Genomic DNA, 17,928 nt, shown 5'->3' with positions numbered 1-17,928 from the left:
TTTAGAAATCTACCAGCTGAGCTTATAAAATTATAAAAAAACTAGATAATCTTTACTATGTAGGTAGATTTAGTTCTTGGTCTTTGTAGTATCTTTTTTCTTTTTCTTACCAAGAAACCCTCCAAAAATATCTTTAGCAACATCTTTTAATTTGTCTTCTGGATTATCCGTAGTTGTTTTAGTGGAGTCTTTATCTTTTTTGGAACCTCCTAATAAATCTGTAAGTACTTTGGTTCCCTCGTTCACTATCTTTCCGGTTGCTTTTTCTTTTTGTTTGTTTATGATTTGTTGTGTTAATTGTTTAACCGCCTGACCTGTATTAAGATTTATCTTTGGGTTAGAAAAGTTGCCTGATATACCAATAGGCAATGCAACTTTCATTTCATTTGCCTCCTGATTATTAAGTTGAGAGATTAGTCCACCTACTTCATTACCCAGGTACTTTGCAGGTACATCTAATGAAACATTGTAATCCATATTCATATCAAAACTATGGTTGCCTCCAGCAGTTATTTTGATTCCTTCTACATCAAATTCAAAAGGTTTTACATTAATTTTACCGTCATCAAAACTAAGAGATGTTTTGATGTCTTTTAAATTAAGCTTGTCAAGGTTTAAGAACCCTAATTGTCCATCTAAGTTAGATAATAATGGAGTCTGAGAGGTACTTACTTTAGCATTTAATATTTCTGCTAATGCGTTTCCTTTTACAGAATTTAAAACTGGTGTAAGGTCATTTTTCAGATTACCATTTAAGTTAATTTGTGTAGTTAATGCACCTGTTAAGGCTTTGGCAATAGGGGCTAATCCTTGTAGTAGCTCCAGACTCGAAAAAGATTTAGCAATGTCAATTTTACTTAAGTCCAAATTCATACCAAAATTAGGAGTTTCTGATTTTGTAGATACTTTACCATTTAAAGCAAGCCCACCATCAAAGAGATTCGATGTTACGTTTTGTAAATAAGCGGTCTCATCATTTATTTTTACACTCCCTTTTGTGTTTTTTAATTCTAAGTTGTCATAGAGTACTTTTTTTGCATCAAAATTCAATGTAGCATCAAGAAATGAAGGTATTTTTAACGCTTCTTCCTTTGTGTTTTCGGTTTTTTCTTCGGTTGCTTCATTTTCTGCTACCATGAAATCATCTACTGCAAAAACTTGAGAACTAATATCAAAATTCCCTTTTAAATCTTGTTTTGAAAATAAAAACCCCATCAAGTTGTTAATAGTACCTTCTGCGGTAAGATCAGATTTTCCTGTGGTCACCTCCATTTTCTCTAACGTAATGGTTTCTGGTTTGAAAGCAACATTGGCATTTTTAATTTTTATTTCATTGGGTAATTCTGGAGAAGCGTAGGTAAAATCATCTAGGCTGGCGGTACCCGAACTTTTTACATTTTGATATTGCTCTTTTTCTAAAGATCGCATATCAAAATTGGTGTTTACATTTGCTTTAAGCATTCCGTTAAGTTGTTGTTCTAACTCTAAAGGGTATGCTTTATCCAGATTAGCAAGATTTAAAGTTCCGTTTACTGCCATATCTACGATCATATTTGTTGTTATGTTTCGCAAACTACCTTTGGCAGCAAAAGTGTCTTGATCTATCCTAAAAGTAAGATTTCCAATGTTTATATACATGTCATCGGCTAGGCCAGTGTCGTTTTTAATTTGTGTGTCGATATTAATATTCTGAACACTTTTTGGTAAATCAGGGTATTTAAAAGAAGCATTATGCGATGCAATTTTAATATCCATTTTTGGGATATATACATCATCGGCTTTTCCTTTGATGCTTCCATTTACCGAGAAATCTCCTGTAGTTTGAACTCCATCCAGATTTTTGGCATATACTTCAGGAATAACAGCTAAGAAATTTTTAAAATCTGATGAAGGAGTTTTAAAACTAAGGTCTATATCCGTGTGTTTTTCAAAAAGCTGAACAAACCCTTCAAATTCCAGAGGAAGTTGATTTACAAAAGCTTTATTTTCTTTGAAAGCGTACCGTTGGTTTTCGAGATCTAGTTCTAATTCGGCTTCAAGTTTTAGTGCATTTTTATTTAAGTATTTGGTGCTATCCAAGCTAAAAGAAACTTCAGAACTGGATGCTGTGTCTAATACTATATTTTCTCCAGATAAAGATCCATCACCACTATGATTTACATTGGTCATAAGTAAAGCAATTTTGCTTATGTCATTCTGGTATAAAAGTTTGCTATTATTTATTTCATAATGATCTAGTTCAAAGGTAAAAGAGCCACTTTCTTCTTCAGAAGCTACTTCTGTTTTTTCTGATGCTTTTGCTATGTCAAAATTAGAGTTTTCTAACGAGTCGGTCTTAATTGCAATATTTGCTTCGTCAATTATAAATTTTTGGATACTGATAGGTTCTTCAGCATCTTTAAATAATTCGTTTATAGACATGTCTAGCGATATCTTTTTAGCATACGCCAATGTATCACCTTCAAAAGGAGCAAAATTAATAATTGAAAGTTCGTCAATGATAACGGACGCCTTTGGGAAACTCCTAATCAAACTAATATCTACATCAGCAAAATCCACTTTAGCATTTATATGCTCATTAGCTAAATACCGTATTTTATCTTTTATCGTTCCTCCAAATAAGAAAGGTATTGAAATGATTCCTATAATTAATAGAACAACAAAAATTCCGAAGATTTTAAGGGCTTTTTTGATCATTTTAATGCTTTTATGTAAAGTAACGATTTACCAGGGTATTATGTTGCTATTTTTGAGTTAACTATTTGTTAGATTTTTAATATTCAAGATGTAATTCTTCTCCCTGTCCAAGTTTAAATCTTTTTCTTAAGATGTAAACAGCCATATAAAGGAGAGGAGTGTCAAAAGCAGCAACTAATACTTTGAATAAAAATCCATTAAGTAATAATACACCAAAACGATTCCAATCAATGACTCCTGTAGCGCATAACAACAGTAACACAGTAAATGTGTCTATAAACTGAGAGGCAAAAGTAGAGAAGTTATTCCTGATCCATAAGTGCTTTCCTTTAGTAGTACGTTTCCAAAAATGGAAAATCTGAATGTCAATATATTGAGCAAAAAGGTATGCCATCATGGAAGCAAAAACTGCTACCACAGTTGCGCCAAAAACTTTGGTAAATGTTTCGTCGTTAATAGGGGACCAGCTAGTAGCAGGCACTTCTTTAGAAACATATATAATCAGTAAAGAAAAGAACGAAGCGAAAATACCCGCAGTGACAATTTGATTGGCTTTTCTTTTTCCATAGATTTCACTAATAATATCTGTGATTAAAAAAGTAATAGGATATGGTAAAATCCCAACAGAAATTTCAAAAGTATATACCCCGAAAAAATCCCAATAAAAAAATTTTTGAAAAATAAGATTAGATGCTACTAAAGAGGAAATAAATAAAGCTCCAAGTATCAAGTAAATCCTGTATGCGGCTATTTTGTCTTTAAGATTTAAAGGAGTTTTATTCAAAATGTAATTAGTTCATAATACTTCGCACAAAAATAAGGTGAAGTGGTTTTGTTTTCCTTAATTTGCTCTTAAAAATACACAGTTTTGATCAGAAAAATAAATTTTCACTTTTGAAAACATTTAATCATATACATATTTCGTTAGGAAGTAATATCGGAAATCGTCTGGAGTATCTTCAACAAGCTATGTGTGCAATTTATGAGACTATTGGTGATATAGTAAGTTTTTCTAGTATTTATCAAACTCCTGCCTGGGGTTTTAGTAGTGATGATTTTTATAATGCATGCGTTCATGTGCAGACTTTTTATTCTACCTCAGAGGTGTTAGGGAGACTTTTGGAAATCGAAAATTCCTTGGGAAGAAACAGAACGGATGCAGAGGGATATGAAGCACGAACGATAGATCTTGATGTTGTTTTTTCTTCGGAAGGAATCATCCAAACTAAAAAGTTAACGGTGCCGCATCCGTCTATGCAAGATCGGAGATTCGTATTGAAACCTCTTGCAGAAATAGCAGGAGAATTAATACACCCTATATTAAATCGAACTGTGCATCAATTATTGGGAGAAACTACAGATACATCCGTGGTGACTAAACTGAATGAAGTTATGCTAAATCCTAAGGCAAAATATTCCTTGTCGACTTTTCAGTACCTTACTATAGAAGGTAATATTGGAGCTGGTAAAACAAGTTTAGCGCATTTGATAGCAGAAGAGTTTAATGCTAAGTTGGTGTTAGAACGTTTCGCAGATAATCCTTTTTTGCCGAAGTTTTATGAAGATATGGAACGATATGCTTTTCCGTTAGAAATGTCGTTTTTGGCTGACCGATATCAGCGATTACAGGATGATATCGGACAATTGGATCTATTTAAAGATTTTGTAGTTAGTGATTATGATGTGTTTAAATCATTGATTTTTGCCCAGGTAACGCTGCAAGAAGATGAGTATAAGCTTTACAAGAAAGTTTTTGATATTATGTACAGAGATTTGCCAAAGCCGGGATTGTACGTTTATTTGTATCAAAATACAGAGCGTTTATTAGAAAATATAAAAAAACGAGGGCGTGATTACGAACAGAAAATTCCTGCAGAATATTTAGATAAAATTAATAAAGGATATCTGCAGTTTATAAAAGCACAATCACATTTTAATGTGAAAGTTATTGATATATCAGATTTAGATTTTGTGAAAAATCGCAGAGATTATATTTCGATATTAAATCAATTAATCGAATAGTTTACCCTTTTTGCAACTCACTGGCTACTTTTTGTACTTCATCCAAAACACGAAGTAAATTACCACTCCAAAGTTTTTCTATCTGTGCTTCAGTATATCCGCGTTTTACTAATTCTAAGGTCACATTGAAGGTTTCTGAAGCATCACTCCATCCTTCGATTCCACCACCACCATCAAAATCTGAACTAATACCTACATGTTCGATACCAATTTTGTCGACCATATAATCAATATGATTTACAAAATCTACCACATCAACTGCAGGAGGTAAGTCGTTCATTGTTTTGACTTTTGCGCGTCTTATCGCAGCCATTTTTCCTAAAAAATCATAGTAAGTTTCTTTTTCTTCAGAACTAAGTTTCATTACTTCTTCTCGCTCTAACCAGGTAACTCCCATAGAATCGGCAATTTGTTTTCCGATTTCTACTTCTTTAACAACTCTCTTTTCGAATTTTTCAGTGTTTAAGTAGGATGTAAAAGCAACTGTTTGTACAACACCACCATTTTCTTTTAACCATTGTAATTGTTCATCATCTAGATTTCTACTATGATCGCATAAGGCTCTTGCGGAAGAATGAGAAGCAATAATTGGAGCTTTAGAAAGCGCTATCATCTGGCGCATGGATTCTTTTGACGGATGTGATACATCGATCATCATACCCCACTTATTCATTTCTGCCACAACTTCTTTTCCAAGATCACTTAATCCATTATGTAGCCATATATCATCAGCTTCGCCAGTATTAGAATCACAGAGTTGGCTATGTCCGTTATGAGATAACGACATATATCTTCCTCCAAGATCGTAAAACTTTTTTACGTTATTGATGTCCGTTCCTACCGGATAGCCATTTTCAATACCAATCATAGCTACTTTTTTGCCAGATTTATGAATTCTACGAACATCTTCAGAAGTTAATGCTAATTCAATTTGATTTGGAGCAATGGAGTCTACTAATCTATGAATTGCATCAAATTTAGACATAGCAATCTTATGAGCTTTGTCAAACCCTTCTGTAGTCAGTGAATCCTGTCCTGTATAGACAATAAACCAGGCAACATCTAATCCACCTTTGTTCATTTTTGGTAAGGTGATCTGAGAGTTTAGATCTTGTGTGTAATTAATGGAATCCGTGAAATTTTTAATATTAATATCACAATGAGTATCTAGTGTAATAACGTTTTTATGTATTTCTTTTGCCTTTATGATGAGTTGATCCTCTGTTATAGGTTCTTCTTTTTTTGGTGCCGCTTTTTTTTGATTACAACCTATTAAAGTTAAACAGATGACTAGTATTATGGAGATATATTTCATCGCGAAAAATAGTAATTGAGTTAGTTAGCCTTAAACTTACAAAACAAATCCCATATCACGACACCAGCACTAACCGAAATATTTAAAGAATGTTTGCTGCCGTATTGTGGAATTTCTATAACGGTGTTACTAGCAGAAACTACTTCTTGTTGAACACCTTTTACTTCATTTCCGAAAATAATCGCATAGCTTTGATCGGATACCGGGTGAAAATCATATAACAAAGTTGCATTTTCAGCTTGTTCAATAGATACGATTTTTACGTTTTCGGATTGAAGTTTAGTAACAACATCTATTGTGTTTTCTACATATTCCCAATCTACAGTTTCAGTAGCTCCAAGTGCTGTTTTCTGAATGTCTTTGTGCGGTGGAGTCGCAGTGATACCGCAGAGATATATTTTTTCGACCAAAAACGCATCAGCGGTTCTAAATACGGATCCGATGTTATTAAGACTTCTGATGTTATCTAGAATAATGATCAAAGGAGTTTTTTTTGCCTCTTTAAATTCTGCAACTGTTTTGCGATCAAGTTCGCTATTTTTTAGTTTTCTACTCTTTTCCATTACCGCAAAAATATCATTTATTGTCATTCTGACGTAGGTCAGAATCCAAAATAAAGAATAGTTTGTTGAGTATAATGGATCTCAGCCTGCGCCGAGATGACATTTTATTTATGACTAACCACTAACTTATAAAGACTAACATCTCTAATGAAAAATTGTGAATAAAAATGAATAACTCCTTTTAACTACGTTTCAAAAAAAAATGAAGAATACCTACTTTAGCCAATGTAGAAAAATCATATCCTTTTGGCAGCAAAAAAAGAAAAAAAAGTGACTCCGTTAATGAAGCAATACAATGCGATTAAGGCTAAATATCCTGATGCATTGTTGTTATTTAGAGTAGGGGATTTTTATGAGACTTTTGGCGAAGACGCTATTAAAGCAGCAGCGATTCTTAATATTGTTCAGACCAAAAGAGGAAATGGTAGTGAGCATGAAACAGCTTTGGCAGGGTTTCCTCATCATTCTTTGAATACCTATTTACCTAAATTAGTAAAGGCAGGAGAGCGAGTTGCAATCTGTGATCAGCTAGAAGACCCAAAGCAAACTAAAACTATTGTAAAAAGAGGAGTAACAGAACTGGTGACTCCAGGAGTTGCTTTAAATGATGAGGTTTTACAAAGTAAGACTAATAATTTTCTTTGCGCTTTACATTACGGTAAAAAGGAATTAGGTGTTGCCTTTTTAGATGTCTCTACGGGAGAGTTTCTAACCGCACAAGGGGATGTGGCACAAATGGATAAGTTGCTTCGTAATTTCAGTCCTAGCGAAGTTTTAATTCCTAAACCAAAGAAACAAGCTTTTCAGAATGATTTTGGAAACGATTTTCATACTTTTTTCTTGGAAGATTGGATCTTTAAAACAGATTATGCACAAGAGACACTGAATACTCATTTTGAAACTACTTCTCTAAAAGGATTCGGAGTTGATCATTTGCGGGAAGGAGTTATTGCTGCAGGAGTAATTCTTCATTATTTAGGAGAAACACAACATCATAAATTACAACATATAACGGCAATACAACGTATTGCGGAAGATGAGTATATCTGGATGGATCGTTTTACAATTCGCAATCTGGAATTGTATAATCCGAATGCTGCCAATGCGGTAACATTAATAGATGTAATTGATAAAACAATCTCTCCAATGGGAGGTCGTACCTTAAAACGCTGGTTGGCATTACCGCTTAAAAATATTATAAGTATTCAAAAACGCCATGAAGTAGTACAATATTTTATAGATGATAGTGTATTACATCAGAAGATTCAACATCAAATCAAGCAGATCGGAGACATAGAGCGTTTGATTTCTAAAGTAGCTACAGGAAAAGTAAATCCCAGAGAAATTATTCAGTTAAAGAATTCTCTGGAAGCTATAGTGCCGATCAAAGCACAAGCTACAAATAGTGATAATGAAGCGTTAAAGGTGATTGGTGATACGCTGCACGATTGTGAGTTATTACGTAATAAAATCAAAGAAACGCTTAATGAAGAGGCTCCTGTAAATATTCTTAAAGGAAATACGATAGCAGACGGATATCTTGATGAGTTGGATGAATTACGTTCTATAGCTTTTTCAGGGAAAGATTACTTGGATAAAATGCTGGAACGAGAAACAGAAGCTACTGGTATTACTTCTTTGAAAATAGCTTCTAATAATGTTTTCGGCTATTATATCGAAGTACGTAACACTCATAAAGATAAGGTTCCTGAAACATGGATACGCAAGCAAACATTAGTTAATGCAGAGAGATATATTACCGAAGAATTAAAAGAGTATGAAGCTAAGATTCTTGGTGCCGAAGAAAAAATACTATCATTAGAACAACAATTGTTTAGTGATCTGATTGTATGGATGAGTGAATATATTAAGCCAGTACAACTAAATGCTACTTTAATTGGCCAACTGGATTGTTTGTGTTCATTTACACAGTTAGCCAAAGAAAATAAATACACATGTCCCGTTATTGATGATTCTCATCATCTGGAAATTAAAAATGGACGTCATCCAGTAATTGAAAAGCAATTGCCTCCAGGTGAACAATATATTGCCAATGATGTTTCTTTAAACAGAGAAGATCAGCAGATGATTATGATTACAGGGCCAAATATGAGTGGTAAGTCTGCGATATTAAGGCAAACAGCATTAATCGTTTTATTAGCGCAAATGGGTAGTTTTGTTCCCGCAGATGAAGCAAAGATTGGAGCTGTAGATAAAATATTTACCAGAGTAGGAGCCAGCGATAATATTTCTATGGGAGAGTCTACTTTTATGGTAGAGATGAATGAAACCGCAAATATTCTTAATAATATATCAGATAGAAGCTTAGTGTTGCTTGATGAGATTGGTCGCGGAACGAGTACTTATGATGGGATTTCGATAGCTTGGGCAATCAGTGAGTTCCTCCATGAACATCCGGTAAGACCAAAAACATTGTTTGCAACACATTATCATGAGCTTAATGAAATGTGTGAGACCTTTGATAGAATTAAAAACTATAATGTAGCTGTAAAAGAATTAAAGGATAATGTGCTTTTTCTGCGTAAGCTAGTTCCTGGTGGAAGTGAGCATAGTTTTGGAATTCATGTAGCTAAAATGGCAGGAATGCCTCAACAAGTGTTGCATAGAGCTAATAAAATGCTGAAGAAATTAGAGAAATCCCATAGCAGTGAAGAATTAACTGATAAAATAAAGGGAATCCAAGAAGAAGATGAATTACAATTAAGTTTCTTTAATTTAGATGACCCATTATTGGAAGAAATTAAGGAAGAAATTGTAAATATTGACATAGATACACTCACACCAGTGGAGGCTTTGATGAAATTAAATGAGATTAAACGTATGTTAACCAGGAAGAAAGCTTCTACAGTGTAAAGTTTTTTATTCTTTTTTTAGAAAAGACTTTGGTATTACTAGAAATGTTTTAAATTTGCATCCGCAATAACACATTGCGAAGTTCTTAAAATAACTGCGAAAGTAGCTCAGGGGTAGAGCATCATCCGCCTGAGGCGGATATGGGTCGCTTCATTTTTTTTATAATGATAAGACATGGATACCTTTGATTAGCAATTATAAAATGCGAAAGTAGCTCAGGGGTAGAGCATCACCTTGCCAAGGTGAGGGTCGCGGGTTCAAATCCCGTCTTTCGCTCTGAGATAATATACCACGCTCGGGTGGTGGAATTGGTAGACACGTTGGACTTAAAATCCAATGTCCATTAGGACGTACGGGTTCAAGTCCCGTCCCGAGTACTTAAAGCCTTCTTAATCTTTTGATTTTGAAGGCTTTTTTGTTTTTAAAGAGGCGGTTTTGAGTTAAAACATTTTAAAGCAGTATACAATATCAATCAATCTCTTTTTACAAGAATTTTCTCATAAAATTATTCTTATAAGCTCTTCCTAAAGGAATCGCTTTCTGATGTATTAAATAAATTTGATTAGCAGATACTCTCTCAATTTTTGTGGTGTTGATGATGTATGATTTATGTACCCTCATAAATTTTTTCGAAGGCAAAATTTCCTCCCAGTAACGAAGTCTTTCAGAAGATACGTGTTTTTTGTTTTGTAGGTGAAGTTCTGTATAATCAGCATCAGATACGATATAGGTTATATCGTCAATAAGAACACGAACAAGGTCGTAGCCTACTTTTATGTATACTTCATTTATTTCTGAGGTCTCGGCAGTCGGAATTAAGTTTTGCTGTTTGGTCTGGACCTTCGAAATAGCTTTAATAAACCGCTGAAATGAAAATGGTTTCAATAAATAATCCACTACATCAAACTCATAACTCTCTAGAGCGTACTCAGAGAAAGCAGTTGTGAGAATAACCTGAGGTGGATTGGATAGTGTTTTTAAAAAGTCAATACCTGATATCTTGGGTAAATGAATATCTAAAAAAATCACATCTACTTTAGTCAATTTCATCATTTCCATAGCTTCCAGAGCATCTGTAAAAGTTGCTATGAGTGTTAGCGAACCTGTATCTTCAATGTATTTTTTTAAAATACGTTGTGCTGGTAGTTGATCTTCTATGATGATACACTTCATTGTTCCTGAGACTTTTTTAGATCGATGGTTAATTTAACTTCATATGTTTCTTCGTTTGCCTTTATCTGTAATGTGTGTGCATTTGGATATATAATAGCAAGCCGTTTTTTTACATTTTCCAAGCCAATTCCGCTATCTAAATTGTTTGTGTTGGTTTGCGTTTTATAAGTGTTCGAACATGTAAAATAAAGCAATCCGTCTTCAGTAATCTTGATATCCACAACAATGATTATACCCCCCGTTTGACTAGAACTCCCGTGTTTCAATGCGTTCTCAAGAAAAGCGATCAAAATAAGTGGAGCTATCCGAAAATTTGATTGGATGATACTTTTCGAGAAAGTAACTGTGCCACGCCCTTCTATTTGCAAACGTCCAAGATTGATAAAATTTTCTAATTGTTCCACTTCTTTGGAAAGCGAAACGTATTTTGCCTTGCACTCATAAAGCATATAACGCAGAACACCTGATAATTCTAAGATGATCTCTGGTGTGCGTGGGGATTTTTCGATAGCATATGAATACAGATTATTCATATTATTGAACAAGAAGTGAGGATTAATTTGTGACTTCAAGAATTGGAGTTCACTTTCCTTTACAGAATCTTTTAATTCTTTAACCTCTTTTTGTTTGATAAGGGCATCCCAACCAAATTTGAATCCCGCTAGGACCGATAAAGTTGGCAAAGTGCTCATAAGATTATATGCTACGCCCAGAAACCTAGCACCACGCGTATCTGGGAAGTAGATTTTTTCTAATATAACTTCTTCCACAAAAATTACCCATACCACCACCAATGCAACATAGAATGCAAACTTAAGATATGCTCCAGGATATAGAAATTTAGGAAGAAGTACGTAATTCACCATAAGACCAGCAATTACAAAATTCAAAAAGAACACATATTGATAAGGTTTTATTTCAGGATTACGACGGTCAAATGAATAAAAAGTAAATACCACGATATGCAATATCACCTGAAACCAAACCTCTTTATTTAAGAATATTTTTTTCACAATATCGAAAGCTGTATAACAAATATAGTTTTTGCTTCTTCAACTATAAGATTTAAAAGGTAATCCTCTTAATAATTACTATAAACGGCAGATCTATCGAGGTCAATTACAATAATGTCGTTTATAGGATTACAATAGTAGTTTACCCAAATGTATTTTTATAAATCTTTTCTTCTGCTTTTCTTTGAGTAATCAAATTATAATTAAAATATAATGAACATACGGTTTCTTTTAATCCTATTCTTTTTTACGATTGGCGTTTGTGCTCAAAATAAGGAAATACTAGTTTCCGGATCGTTAGTGGAAGCCGAAACAGGTCAACCTATTCCGTATGCCACGGTTGTTTTGAATGATACGGGTTCTAAAGCTGCAATTGCTGGGGCTATCACCAATGATGATGGTTTATTCGAGATAACGACTACAAAAAAAGATTTTTATGTAGAAATAAGTTTTATAGGATTTAAAACCATTCAGCTTAGAGATTTTAAAATAAAAGATAATAAAGTTTATTTAGATACAATTAAGTTATATCAAGATAGCCAAACACTGGATGAGGTTGTCGTGAGAGGAGAAGTTTCTAAGACAGAGTTTAAATTGGATAAACGTGTTTTTAACGTAGGAAAAGATCTGAGTACCGCGGGAGCTAGTGCATTAGAGGTGCTTAACAATGTGCCATCAGTTAATGTGAACATAGAAGGAGAGATAAGTTTGCGAGGAGCTGGTGGAGTCCAAATCTTGATTAATGGAAAACCTTCTGTATTAGCCGATGAATCAAGTAATGCTTTGGGAACTATCACAGCGGATATGATTCAAAGTATCGAGGTAATCACCAACCCTTCTGCCAAATATGAAGCCTCAGGTACTTCAGGTATTTTGAATATTATCTTAAAAAAAGAAGAGAAAAAAGGTTGGAACGGTTCTGTTTCACTTAATACAGGTATACCTGACAATCATAGTATAGGAGCTAGCCTTAATCGAAGAACTGAAAAATTTAATCTGTTTACTCAAATGGGTGCAGGTTATCGTTCGCTGCCTAGAGATAATGAGGCGATCAACCGAAACCTTGAAAATGGGGAAGTAATTTTTAGTGACGGAGAAAACTTTAGAAATGAGACTTTTTTCAACATTACGTTGGGGACAGACTACCATTTGAATAAATACAACGTTTTTACGCTCTCCGGAAACTTTGCCTACGAAATTGAAGACCAGCCTTCTGAAACTAACTTTCGTTTTTTGGACGCAAGCAATACTTTGGTCTCTCGATGGGTACGTGATGAAACTACTGAAGCTACCAACCCTAAATGGCAGTACGAGTTTAATTGGAAAAAACAATTTAAAAATAATAAAGATCATACGTTTCAGCTTAGTGCTTTAGGGAGTTTCTTCGGAAAAGATCAGTCTTCTTTATTTACAGACACTACTTTAGAAGGAGAAGATGTAGATAATAATCAACGGACTGCTACTAATTTTCAGCAAGCAGATTTTACCTTCAAAGCAGATTACACCAATCCATTAACTAAAGAATGTTCCATAGAGACCGGAGCGCAATATGTTATAAACGATGTAGGAAATGATTTTAAGGTTGAGGATCTTATCGATGGAGAATTTGTAATCAATGAAAACCTGACCAATGACTTTGAGTGGAATCAAAAGGTATTGGGAATTTATGGAACGATAGCTTATGAAAATAAGATTTGGGGAATCAAGGCAGGCCTGCGTATAGAAAATACGGATTTAGAAACTTTATTAGCAAATACTAATGAAGGTAACTCGCGAAATTTCACCAATTTTTTTCCTAGTTTTCACACCTCTTATACGTTTAGCGAGAAGTTTTCATTGCAGGCTGGCTACTCAAAACGTATATTCAGACCTAGACTTTGGGATTTAAATCCTTTTTTCAATATTCGAAATAATTTTAATATTCGAACTGGAAATCCAGAATTACAACCGGAGTTTACTAATTCCTATGAATTAACGAGTATTTATAAAATAGGAAGGGCAAGTATGAGTTCCAGTTTGTACCATCGCTATACGACAGATGTAGTAGAACGAGTATCGACTTTTGTAGATAATGTGAATTTTACTACTCCGGAAAATATTGGTACAAATTCTTCTATAGGTTTTGAAACCAATGGGAAATATAATGTTGTAAAATGGTTGACTTTTACCGGAGATTTCAATTTTAATTATTTTGATCGGAAAGGAACTTTTGAAGGCCAGAGTTTTGACTTTACGGGGAATCAATGGTCCACTCGCTTAGGTTCGAAAATTAGTTTGCCTGCAGATATTGACTTAGAATTAAATGGTAATTACCGCTCAGGATTTGAAACAGTACAAGGGGAGCAAAGTGGTTTTGCCTTCCTCGATATTGGTATGCGCAAAAAAATCCTAAAGGGAAAAATAGTGGCAAATCTTGGTATTCGTGATGTCTTTGCTTCCAGAATTCAAGAACGTTTTGTGAACCAACCCACTTTTGAAACGTACAATTTTGGACAGCGCGGACGCTTTTTTACTTTTGGACTAAGTTATGCTTTTGGCAAAGGAGAGGCAATGACTTATTCGGGTGGGAGAAGACGTTAGTCAACGATAGAAAAACTACAATATACGTATTGGTTTAAGTATTTTTTGATTTTCTGTTAAAAACAATAAACTTACCAATGTTCTGTTCCCATTTCTCCTTTAAAAGGTCCTACTAAGTCTGGAGTAATCCATCCTGCATAAAATTTACTCGTTTGTGCTTCAACCTGTTTTCCATCTATATAACATTCAAGATGCTGAGGATAGAATGCTATATGATCTTTTAATGCTGAAAATTCTGAAAAAGGATTCGGATAGGACCAAGCAATGGGTTGGTCAGTCAAGGTTTTCAAAGTCCAATAAATTGCATTTCCTTTCCATTCACACATGGAGGTCTTACCAAGTATTTTTACCAATTTGTTTATTTCAATATCAGATTTCGGTATATAATATGTTGGTGGACTAGCAGTCTCTAAAACAGCTAAAGAATTGTGAGAATCTGCTATGTTTTTACCTTGATGATTCACTACTATTTGTTTATTGACTTTTTCAATAATTGGTGGACGAGGAAAATCCCAAACGGATCGCTGACCCTTTTTTGGTGCTATTGCAAATGGAGGTCTTTCCTTACCTATATTGCTCCAGCTCTCACGAGCTTTCTCTAGCCAATTTATACTCGTTTTTCTATTGTCCTTTCGTTTCATAGGTTTATCCTAAATAGTCATTAGGTTTATTGAGTTTTATTTTTGTTTGTTTTTTTATTATAAGTGAAGATACTTATTTTAAACTCGTTCCGTTCTATGCATAATTATCATTGTTTGATGAAATCGGAAATATTCTTTAGGGAGAAAACATCTTTTATGAGGATACAATTCCTTCATTAACCCCTATAAGTATAGCTAATGATTTAATGCTGTTTGCTTAGTATAAACCGTTATTATTAGTGCTATTTTTCAGTTCAATATTGGGATAATTCTCTAAAACGATAAAAAATGCCTTTTATCGGAAATCCACGTTTTTATAAAGTTTTATATTCATTTTTAGGAAGTTAGAGTGTTAATTTCAATATAGATTTTAGGAACAAGTCTAAAGTTGATATAATGAAAGAGGAGTTAAATATTTCGGATTTAAGACAGGTTATACGCAATCTAATTACTTTTATCGTTGTGGATGGAAAGGAATATGTAAATGATGATAAAAAGCGTGAATATGTTGCGAGTTATGTACTTCTTTTGGTCAAAATTGTAAATCAATTAGATAGTGAAGAACAAGCTTCTTTGATAGAAAACATTTCAGAAGATATATCTAACTACATGAAGTAAGGGATACTTTTTGGAGTATATTTTATTATGTTAGATTTGGAAAGCCTTTTTTAATTAAAAAAGGCTTTCTTTTTATTTTGGCATGAATCATATAACTTTAATATATTGAGCTTCGTAAATCCCGAAATCTAAGATAAAGTGACTGAGCAAGAACGAATTGAACAGCTAGAGCAAGAAAAAAAGCAACTACAAGATCAATTAGATCAAATAAAGAAAAGAAAAGAGAAGAAAAAGAGTATTGGATTTTGGATACTTAAAAAATCTAGTGTGCCTCTTCTTGGAGTAAGACTTAAGGGTAGTATTAACAATGCTATTACTGAATATAAAGAAACCAAATCAGTATCAGTAGATACAGTTTCTGATGTATCCTCTAATATTATTTGGCGTATTACCAGAATTGGTCTTTTTGGGTTACTGGTAACTCTTATTCCTTCTATCATTCTGATATACCAGACAAAACTTGTTATCAATCAGAATACATTAGTAGATAACCAAAATGAACTGATAGAAGCCGAAAGAAGATCTTCTTTGGTTTTTATTATGGATAACTTACTTTCTGACCTTAGTGAAGAACTCAAGTACAAAGGATCTAGCGAGCGTAATATTAGCCCGGTTTTGGAAGCTAGGATAGCAAGCTTGTCTAGAGCAATGAAACCGTATAAATATAAAGAAGATGGAGAGTTGATTGATAAAAAAATAAGCCCGGAAAAAGGGCAGTTATTATTTAGTCTAATAAGAAGTAATCTAGCAGATCAATCCTATAGAGAGATCTTAGATGCTTCAGACTTTAGTTATACGTATTTTAAAGATATATTTTTAGGTAGAGGAGTTAATCTTAGATATGTTAATTTAAGTCATTCAAATTTATCCGAAGTAAATTTACCTGCCGCTAATTTGGAAAGAAGCGAATTGGTAGAAGCTAATATGGAAAAAATAAACCTTTCTGACGCTATTCTGAAAAGAGCTAATCTTACGAATGCTAATCTTAGTAATTCTGAGTTGTTAAGTGCCGATCTTACGAATGCTAAGTTATATGGAGCTGATCTAACTGAAGCAGATTTAACAGAGGCGACCTTATGGGGGACAAAGCTAGAAGATGCTAACCTCACGGATATAGTCCTGGATAATGTTATCGTACATCGGCAAGATTGGATAACCTATGTAACAGATTCATTGGATTTAAAAGGAGCCAGAGCAATTCAAGATAAGTATAGGGTTAAAAAGCAAGGGAAACAACAGTTTATTCTTGTTGCAAGGTAGAAGATGAATCTACCTTATGATTTTTAAAGATAAGCCCGTGAATTTTGTCAACTAACCAATTTCCAGCTGGAAAATACAACGCAAAAAATAAAGCCATTCCTAAGCTGAAATTTTGAGGATTGAATAGTTGATCAAGAATATTATTAGGATATACATAAGAGGTTTGTAGCCAATACCCTAAAAATTCTAGTATCCCCATAGCTACTAAGCCATAAGCATATTGATTAAAGAAGTTATATTCTTTTAGCATAATAGATATAGGAACCATATACAAAATATAACAGGTAATAACCTGCCACCAGTTAGCAAATTTTGCTATTTCCATTTCGGCTCCAAATTGATTCATTCCTAACCCCCATAAAAAATAGATAGTTATATAAGAGAAAAGTAAGGTTTTAGGAGTTTGTTCTATTTTTTTTAGGTTTCGAAATAGGATGTCTTTCATAATTAAAGGTCAATTTTTGTTAAGGTTCTAAACCAATGTTTTTTACTAATACTGTAGTTTTTTACATTACTTTTATTCAAAATAAAATCTAATTCGTTACTTGTAAAAGCTCTTTGGATAGCTACTAATCCATCTTTTTTTGCGAGACTAGAAATCGGCATTATATAACTAAAATATTTAAATAATATATAGGCAAATCTACTCCTCCTTAATTCACTAAATATAACATGGCTAATTCCTTTTTGTTGTGCTTTTTTTAAAAAGATGGAGAGATCATTATTTTTAAAGTGGTACATAAAATGGCTACTTATGATAATATCACATTTTGGTATAGAGAACTGTTCATCTAAAATGTCATCAGTTTTAAACTTTATTGTACTATTATTTTCGTATTTAGAAGTTGCATAAGCGATGCTTTGAGGATTTCCGTCAATTCCAAGAAATGAAGTTTTTATGTTGTTTTCGTTTAGCCTTTTCGAAATATAATGAATACTATCACCTCCACCGCACCCGAGGTCTATAATATGAAACAACTTTTTCTCTGGATTTGCCAGACAATACTCGAGTAAACTGTTGGCTAAGTGCTTGTGATTTCCGAAGATTTTATTGATGAACTTTAAACTTGATAGCGTTCGTAACAATACTTCGCCAGATAAAGATAGGTTATCCAGTTGTTCAGTTGAATGCGAGCGTGTACTAAAATTCAAAATCTATAGCGGGTATTTAT

14 protein-coding genes and 2 tRNA genes are annotated in these 17,928 nt (G+C 33.6%); 7 read left to right on the top strand and 9 right to left on the bottom strand.

All coding sequences use genetic code 11. The features are described from left to right. Positions 1-69: 69 nt before the first annotated feature. Together Q0829_RS07845 and Q0829_RS07840 are read right to left on the bottom strand one after the other, a co-directional pair. A complete protein-coding gene (locus Q0829_RS07845; RefSeq protein ID WP_298541623.1) occupies positions 70-2,697 on the bottom strand; it encodes an AsmA family protein in 2,628 nt (875 codons plus the stop codon). Positions 2,698-2,773: 76 nt separating this feature from the next. Then, positions 2,774-3,481, bottom strand: coding sequence for a queuosine precursor transporter (locus tag Q0829_RS07840; protein ID WP_298541622.1), 708 nt, complete (start codon positions 3,479-3,481; stop codon positions 2,774-2,776). A 110-nt stretch (positions 3,482-3,591) separates the two neighbouring features. On the opposite strand from Q0829_RS07840, the gene folK reads away from it, so the two are divergent. Continuing rightward, positions 3,592-4,719 carry a 2-amino-4-hydroxy-6-hydroxymethyldihydropteridine diphosphokinase gene (gene folK / locus Q0829_RS07835; protein WP_298541621.1) on the top strand — a complete coding sequence of 376 codons (1,128 nt, stop codon included), beginning with the start codon at positions 3,592-3,594 and terminating at the stop codon, positions 4,717-4,719. Position 4,720: 1 nt separating this feature from the next. Here the strand turns inward: folK and Q0829_RS07830 are convergent, their stop codons facing one another. Beyond that, on the bottom strand, positions 4,721-6,034 hold the full coding sequence (locus tag Q0829_RS07830; RefSeq protein ID WP_298541620.1) for a dipeptidase: 1,314 nt from the start codon (positions 6,032-6,034) through the stop codon (positions 4,721-4,723). A 20-nt stretch (positions 6,035-6,054) separates the two neighbouring features. Beyond that, a complete protein-coding gene (locus tag Q0829_RS07825; protein ID WP_298542773.1) occupies positions 6,055-6,597 on the bottom strand; it encodes an RNA methyltransferase in 543 nt (180 codons plus the stop codon). Positions 6,598-6,879: 282 nt separating this feature from the next. On the opposite strand from Q0829_RS07825, the gene mutS reads away from it, so the two are divergent. The 3 genes from mutS (at position 6,880) to Q0829_RS07810 (ending at position 9,848) form a co-directional block, all read left to right on the top strand. After that, complete coding sequence (gene mutS / locus Q0829_RS07820; RefSeq protein ID WP_298542770.1) at positions 6,880-9,471, top strand: DNA mismatch repair protein MutS; 2,592 nt, start codon at positions 6,880-6,882, stop codon at positions 9,469-9,471. Between the two features lie 204 nt (positions 9,472-9,675). Continuing rightward, positions 9,676-9,747, top strand: a tRNA-Gly gene (locus Q0829_RS07815). A 17-nt stretch (positions 9,748-9,764) separates the two neighbouring features. After that, a tRNA-Leu gene (locus Q0829_RS07810) sits at positions 9,765-9,848 on the top strand. A 106-nt stretch (positions 9,849-9,954) separates the two neighbouring features. Here Q0829_RS07810 and Q0829_RS07805 read toward each other — a convergent pair. Then, positions 9,955-10,644 carry a LytTR family DNA-binding domain-containing protein gene (locus Q0829_RS07805; protein ID WP_298541619.1) on the bottom strand — a complete coding sequence of 230 codons (690 nt, stop codon included), beginning with the start codon at positions 10,642-10,644 and terminating at the stop codon, positions 9,955-9,957. Next, positions 10,641-11,657 carry a histidine kinase gene (locus Q0829_RS07800; protein ID WP_298541618.1) on the bottom strand — a complete coding sequence of 339 codons (1,017 nt, stop codon included), beginning with the start codon at positions 11,655-11,657 and terminating at the stop codon, positions 10,641-10,643. Before Q0829_RS07800 ends, Q0829_RS07805 begins: the two co-directional genes overlap by 4 nt. Positions 11,658-11,870: 213 nt before the next feature. Between Q0829_RS07800 and Q0829_RS07795 the strand changes: the two genes are divergently transcribed. Beyond that, the gene (locus Q0829_RS07795) at positions 11,871-14,237 is read left to right on the top strand and encodes a TonB-dependent receptor (RefSeq protein WP_298541617.1); all 2,367 of its coding nucleotides are present in this window, start codon (positions 11,871-11,873) and stop codon (positions 14,235-14,237) included. A 71-nt stretch (positions 14,238-14,308) separates the two neighbouring features. Here Q0829_RS07795 and Q0829_RS07790 read toward each other — a convergent pair whose 3' ends face one another. Continuing rightward, positions 14,309-14,878 (bottom strand): DUF427 domain-containing protein, encoded by a 570-nt coding sequence (locus Q0829_RS07790; protein ID WP_298541616.1) that lies wholly within the window; start codon positions 14,876-14,878, stop codon positions 14,309-14,311. Positions 14,879-15,274: 396 nt separating this feature from the next. Here Q0829_RS07790 and Q0829_RS07785 point away from each other — a divergent pair, with 396 nt between their 5' ends. After that, complete coding sequence (locus tag Q0829_RS07785) at positions 15,275-15,496, top strand: hypothetical protein (RefSeq protein WP_298541615.1); 222 nt, start codon at positions 15,275-15,277, stop codon at positions 15,494-15,496. 138 nt (positions 15,497-15,634) lie between these two features. Then, entirely contained in the window at positions 15,635-16,756 is a 1,122-nt protein-coding gene (locus Q0829_RS07780) for a pentapeptide repeat-containing protein (protein WP_298541614.1), read from the top strand. On the opposite strand, the gene Q0829_RS07775 is transcribed toward Q0829_RS07780, so the two are convergent. Together Q0829_RS07775 and Q0829_RS07770 are read right to left on the bottom strand one after the other, a co-directional pair. Then, complete coding sequence (locus tag Q0829_RS07775; RefSeq protein WP_298541613.1) at positions 16,737-17,201, bottom strand: hypothetical protein; 465 nt, start codon at positions 17,199-17,201, stop codon at positions 16,737-16,739. The genes Q0829_RS07780 and Q0829_RS07775 overlap by 20 nt on opposite strands. A 2-nt stretch (positions 17,202-17,203) precedes the next feature. After that, complete coding sequence (locus Q0829_RS07770; RefSeq protein WP_298541612.1) at positions 17,204-17,908, bottom strand: methyltransferase domain-containing protein; 705 nt, start codon at positions 17,906-17,908, stop codon at positions 17,204-17,206. Between the last annotated feature and the right edge of the window lie 20 nt (positions 17,909-17,928).

The organism is uncultured Aquimarina sp., assembly GCF_947492405.1.
Lineage (GTDB): Bacteria > Bacteroidota > Bacteroidia > Flavobacteriales > Flavobacteriaceae > Aquimarina.
The sequence above is the reverse complement of the archived record's forward strand: the minus strand, read 5'-3'. Positions and strand labels throughout refer to the sequence as shown.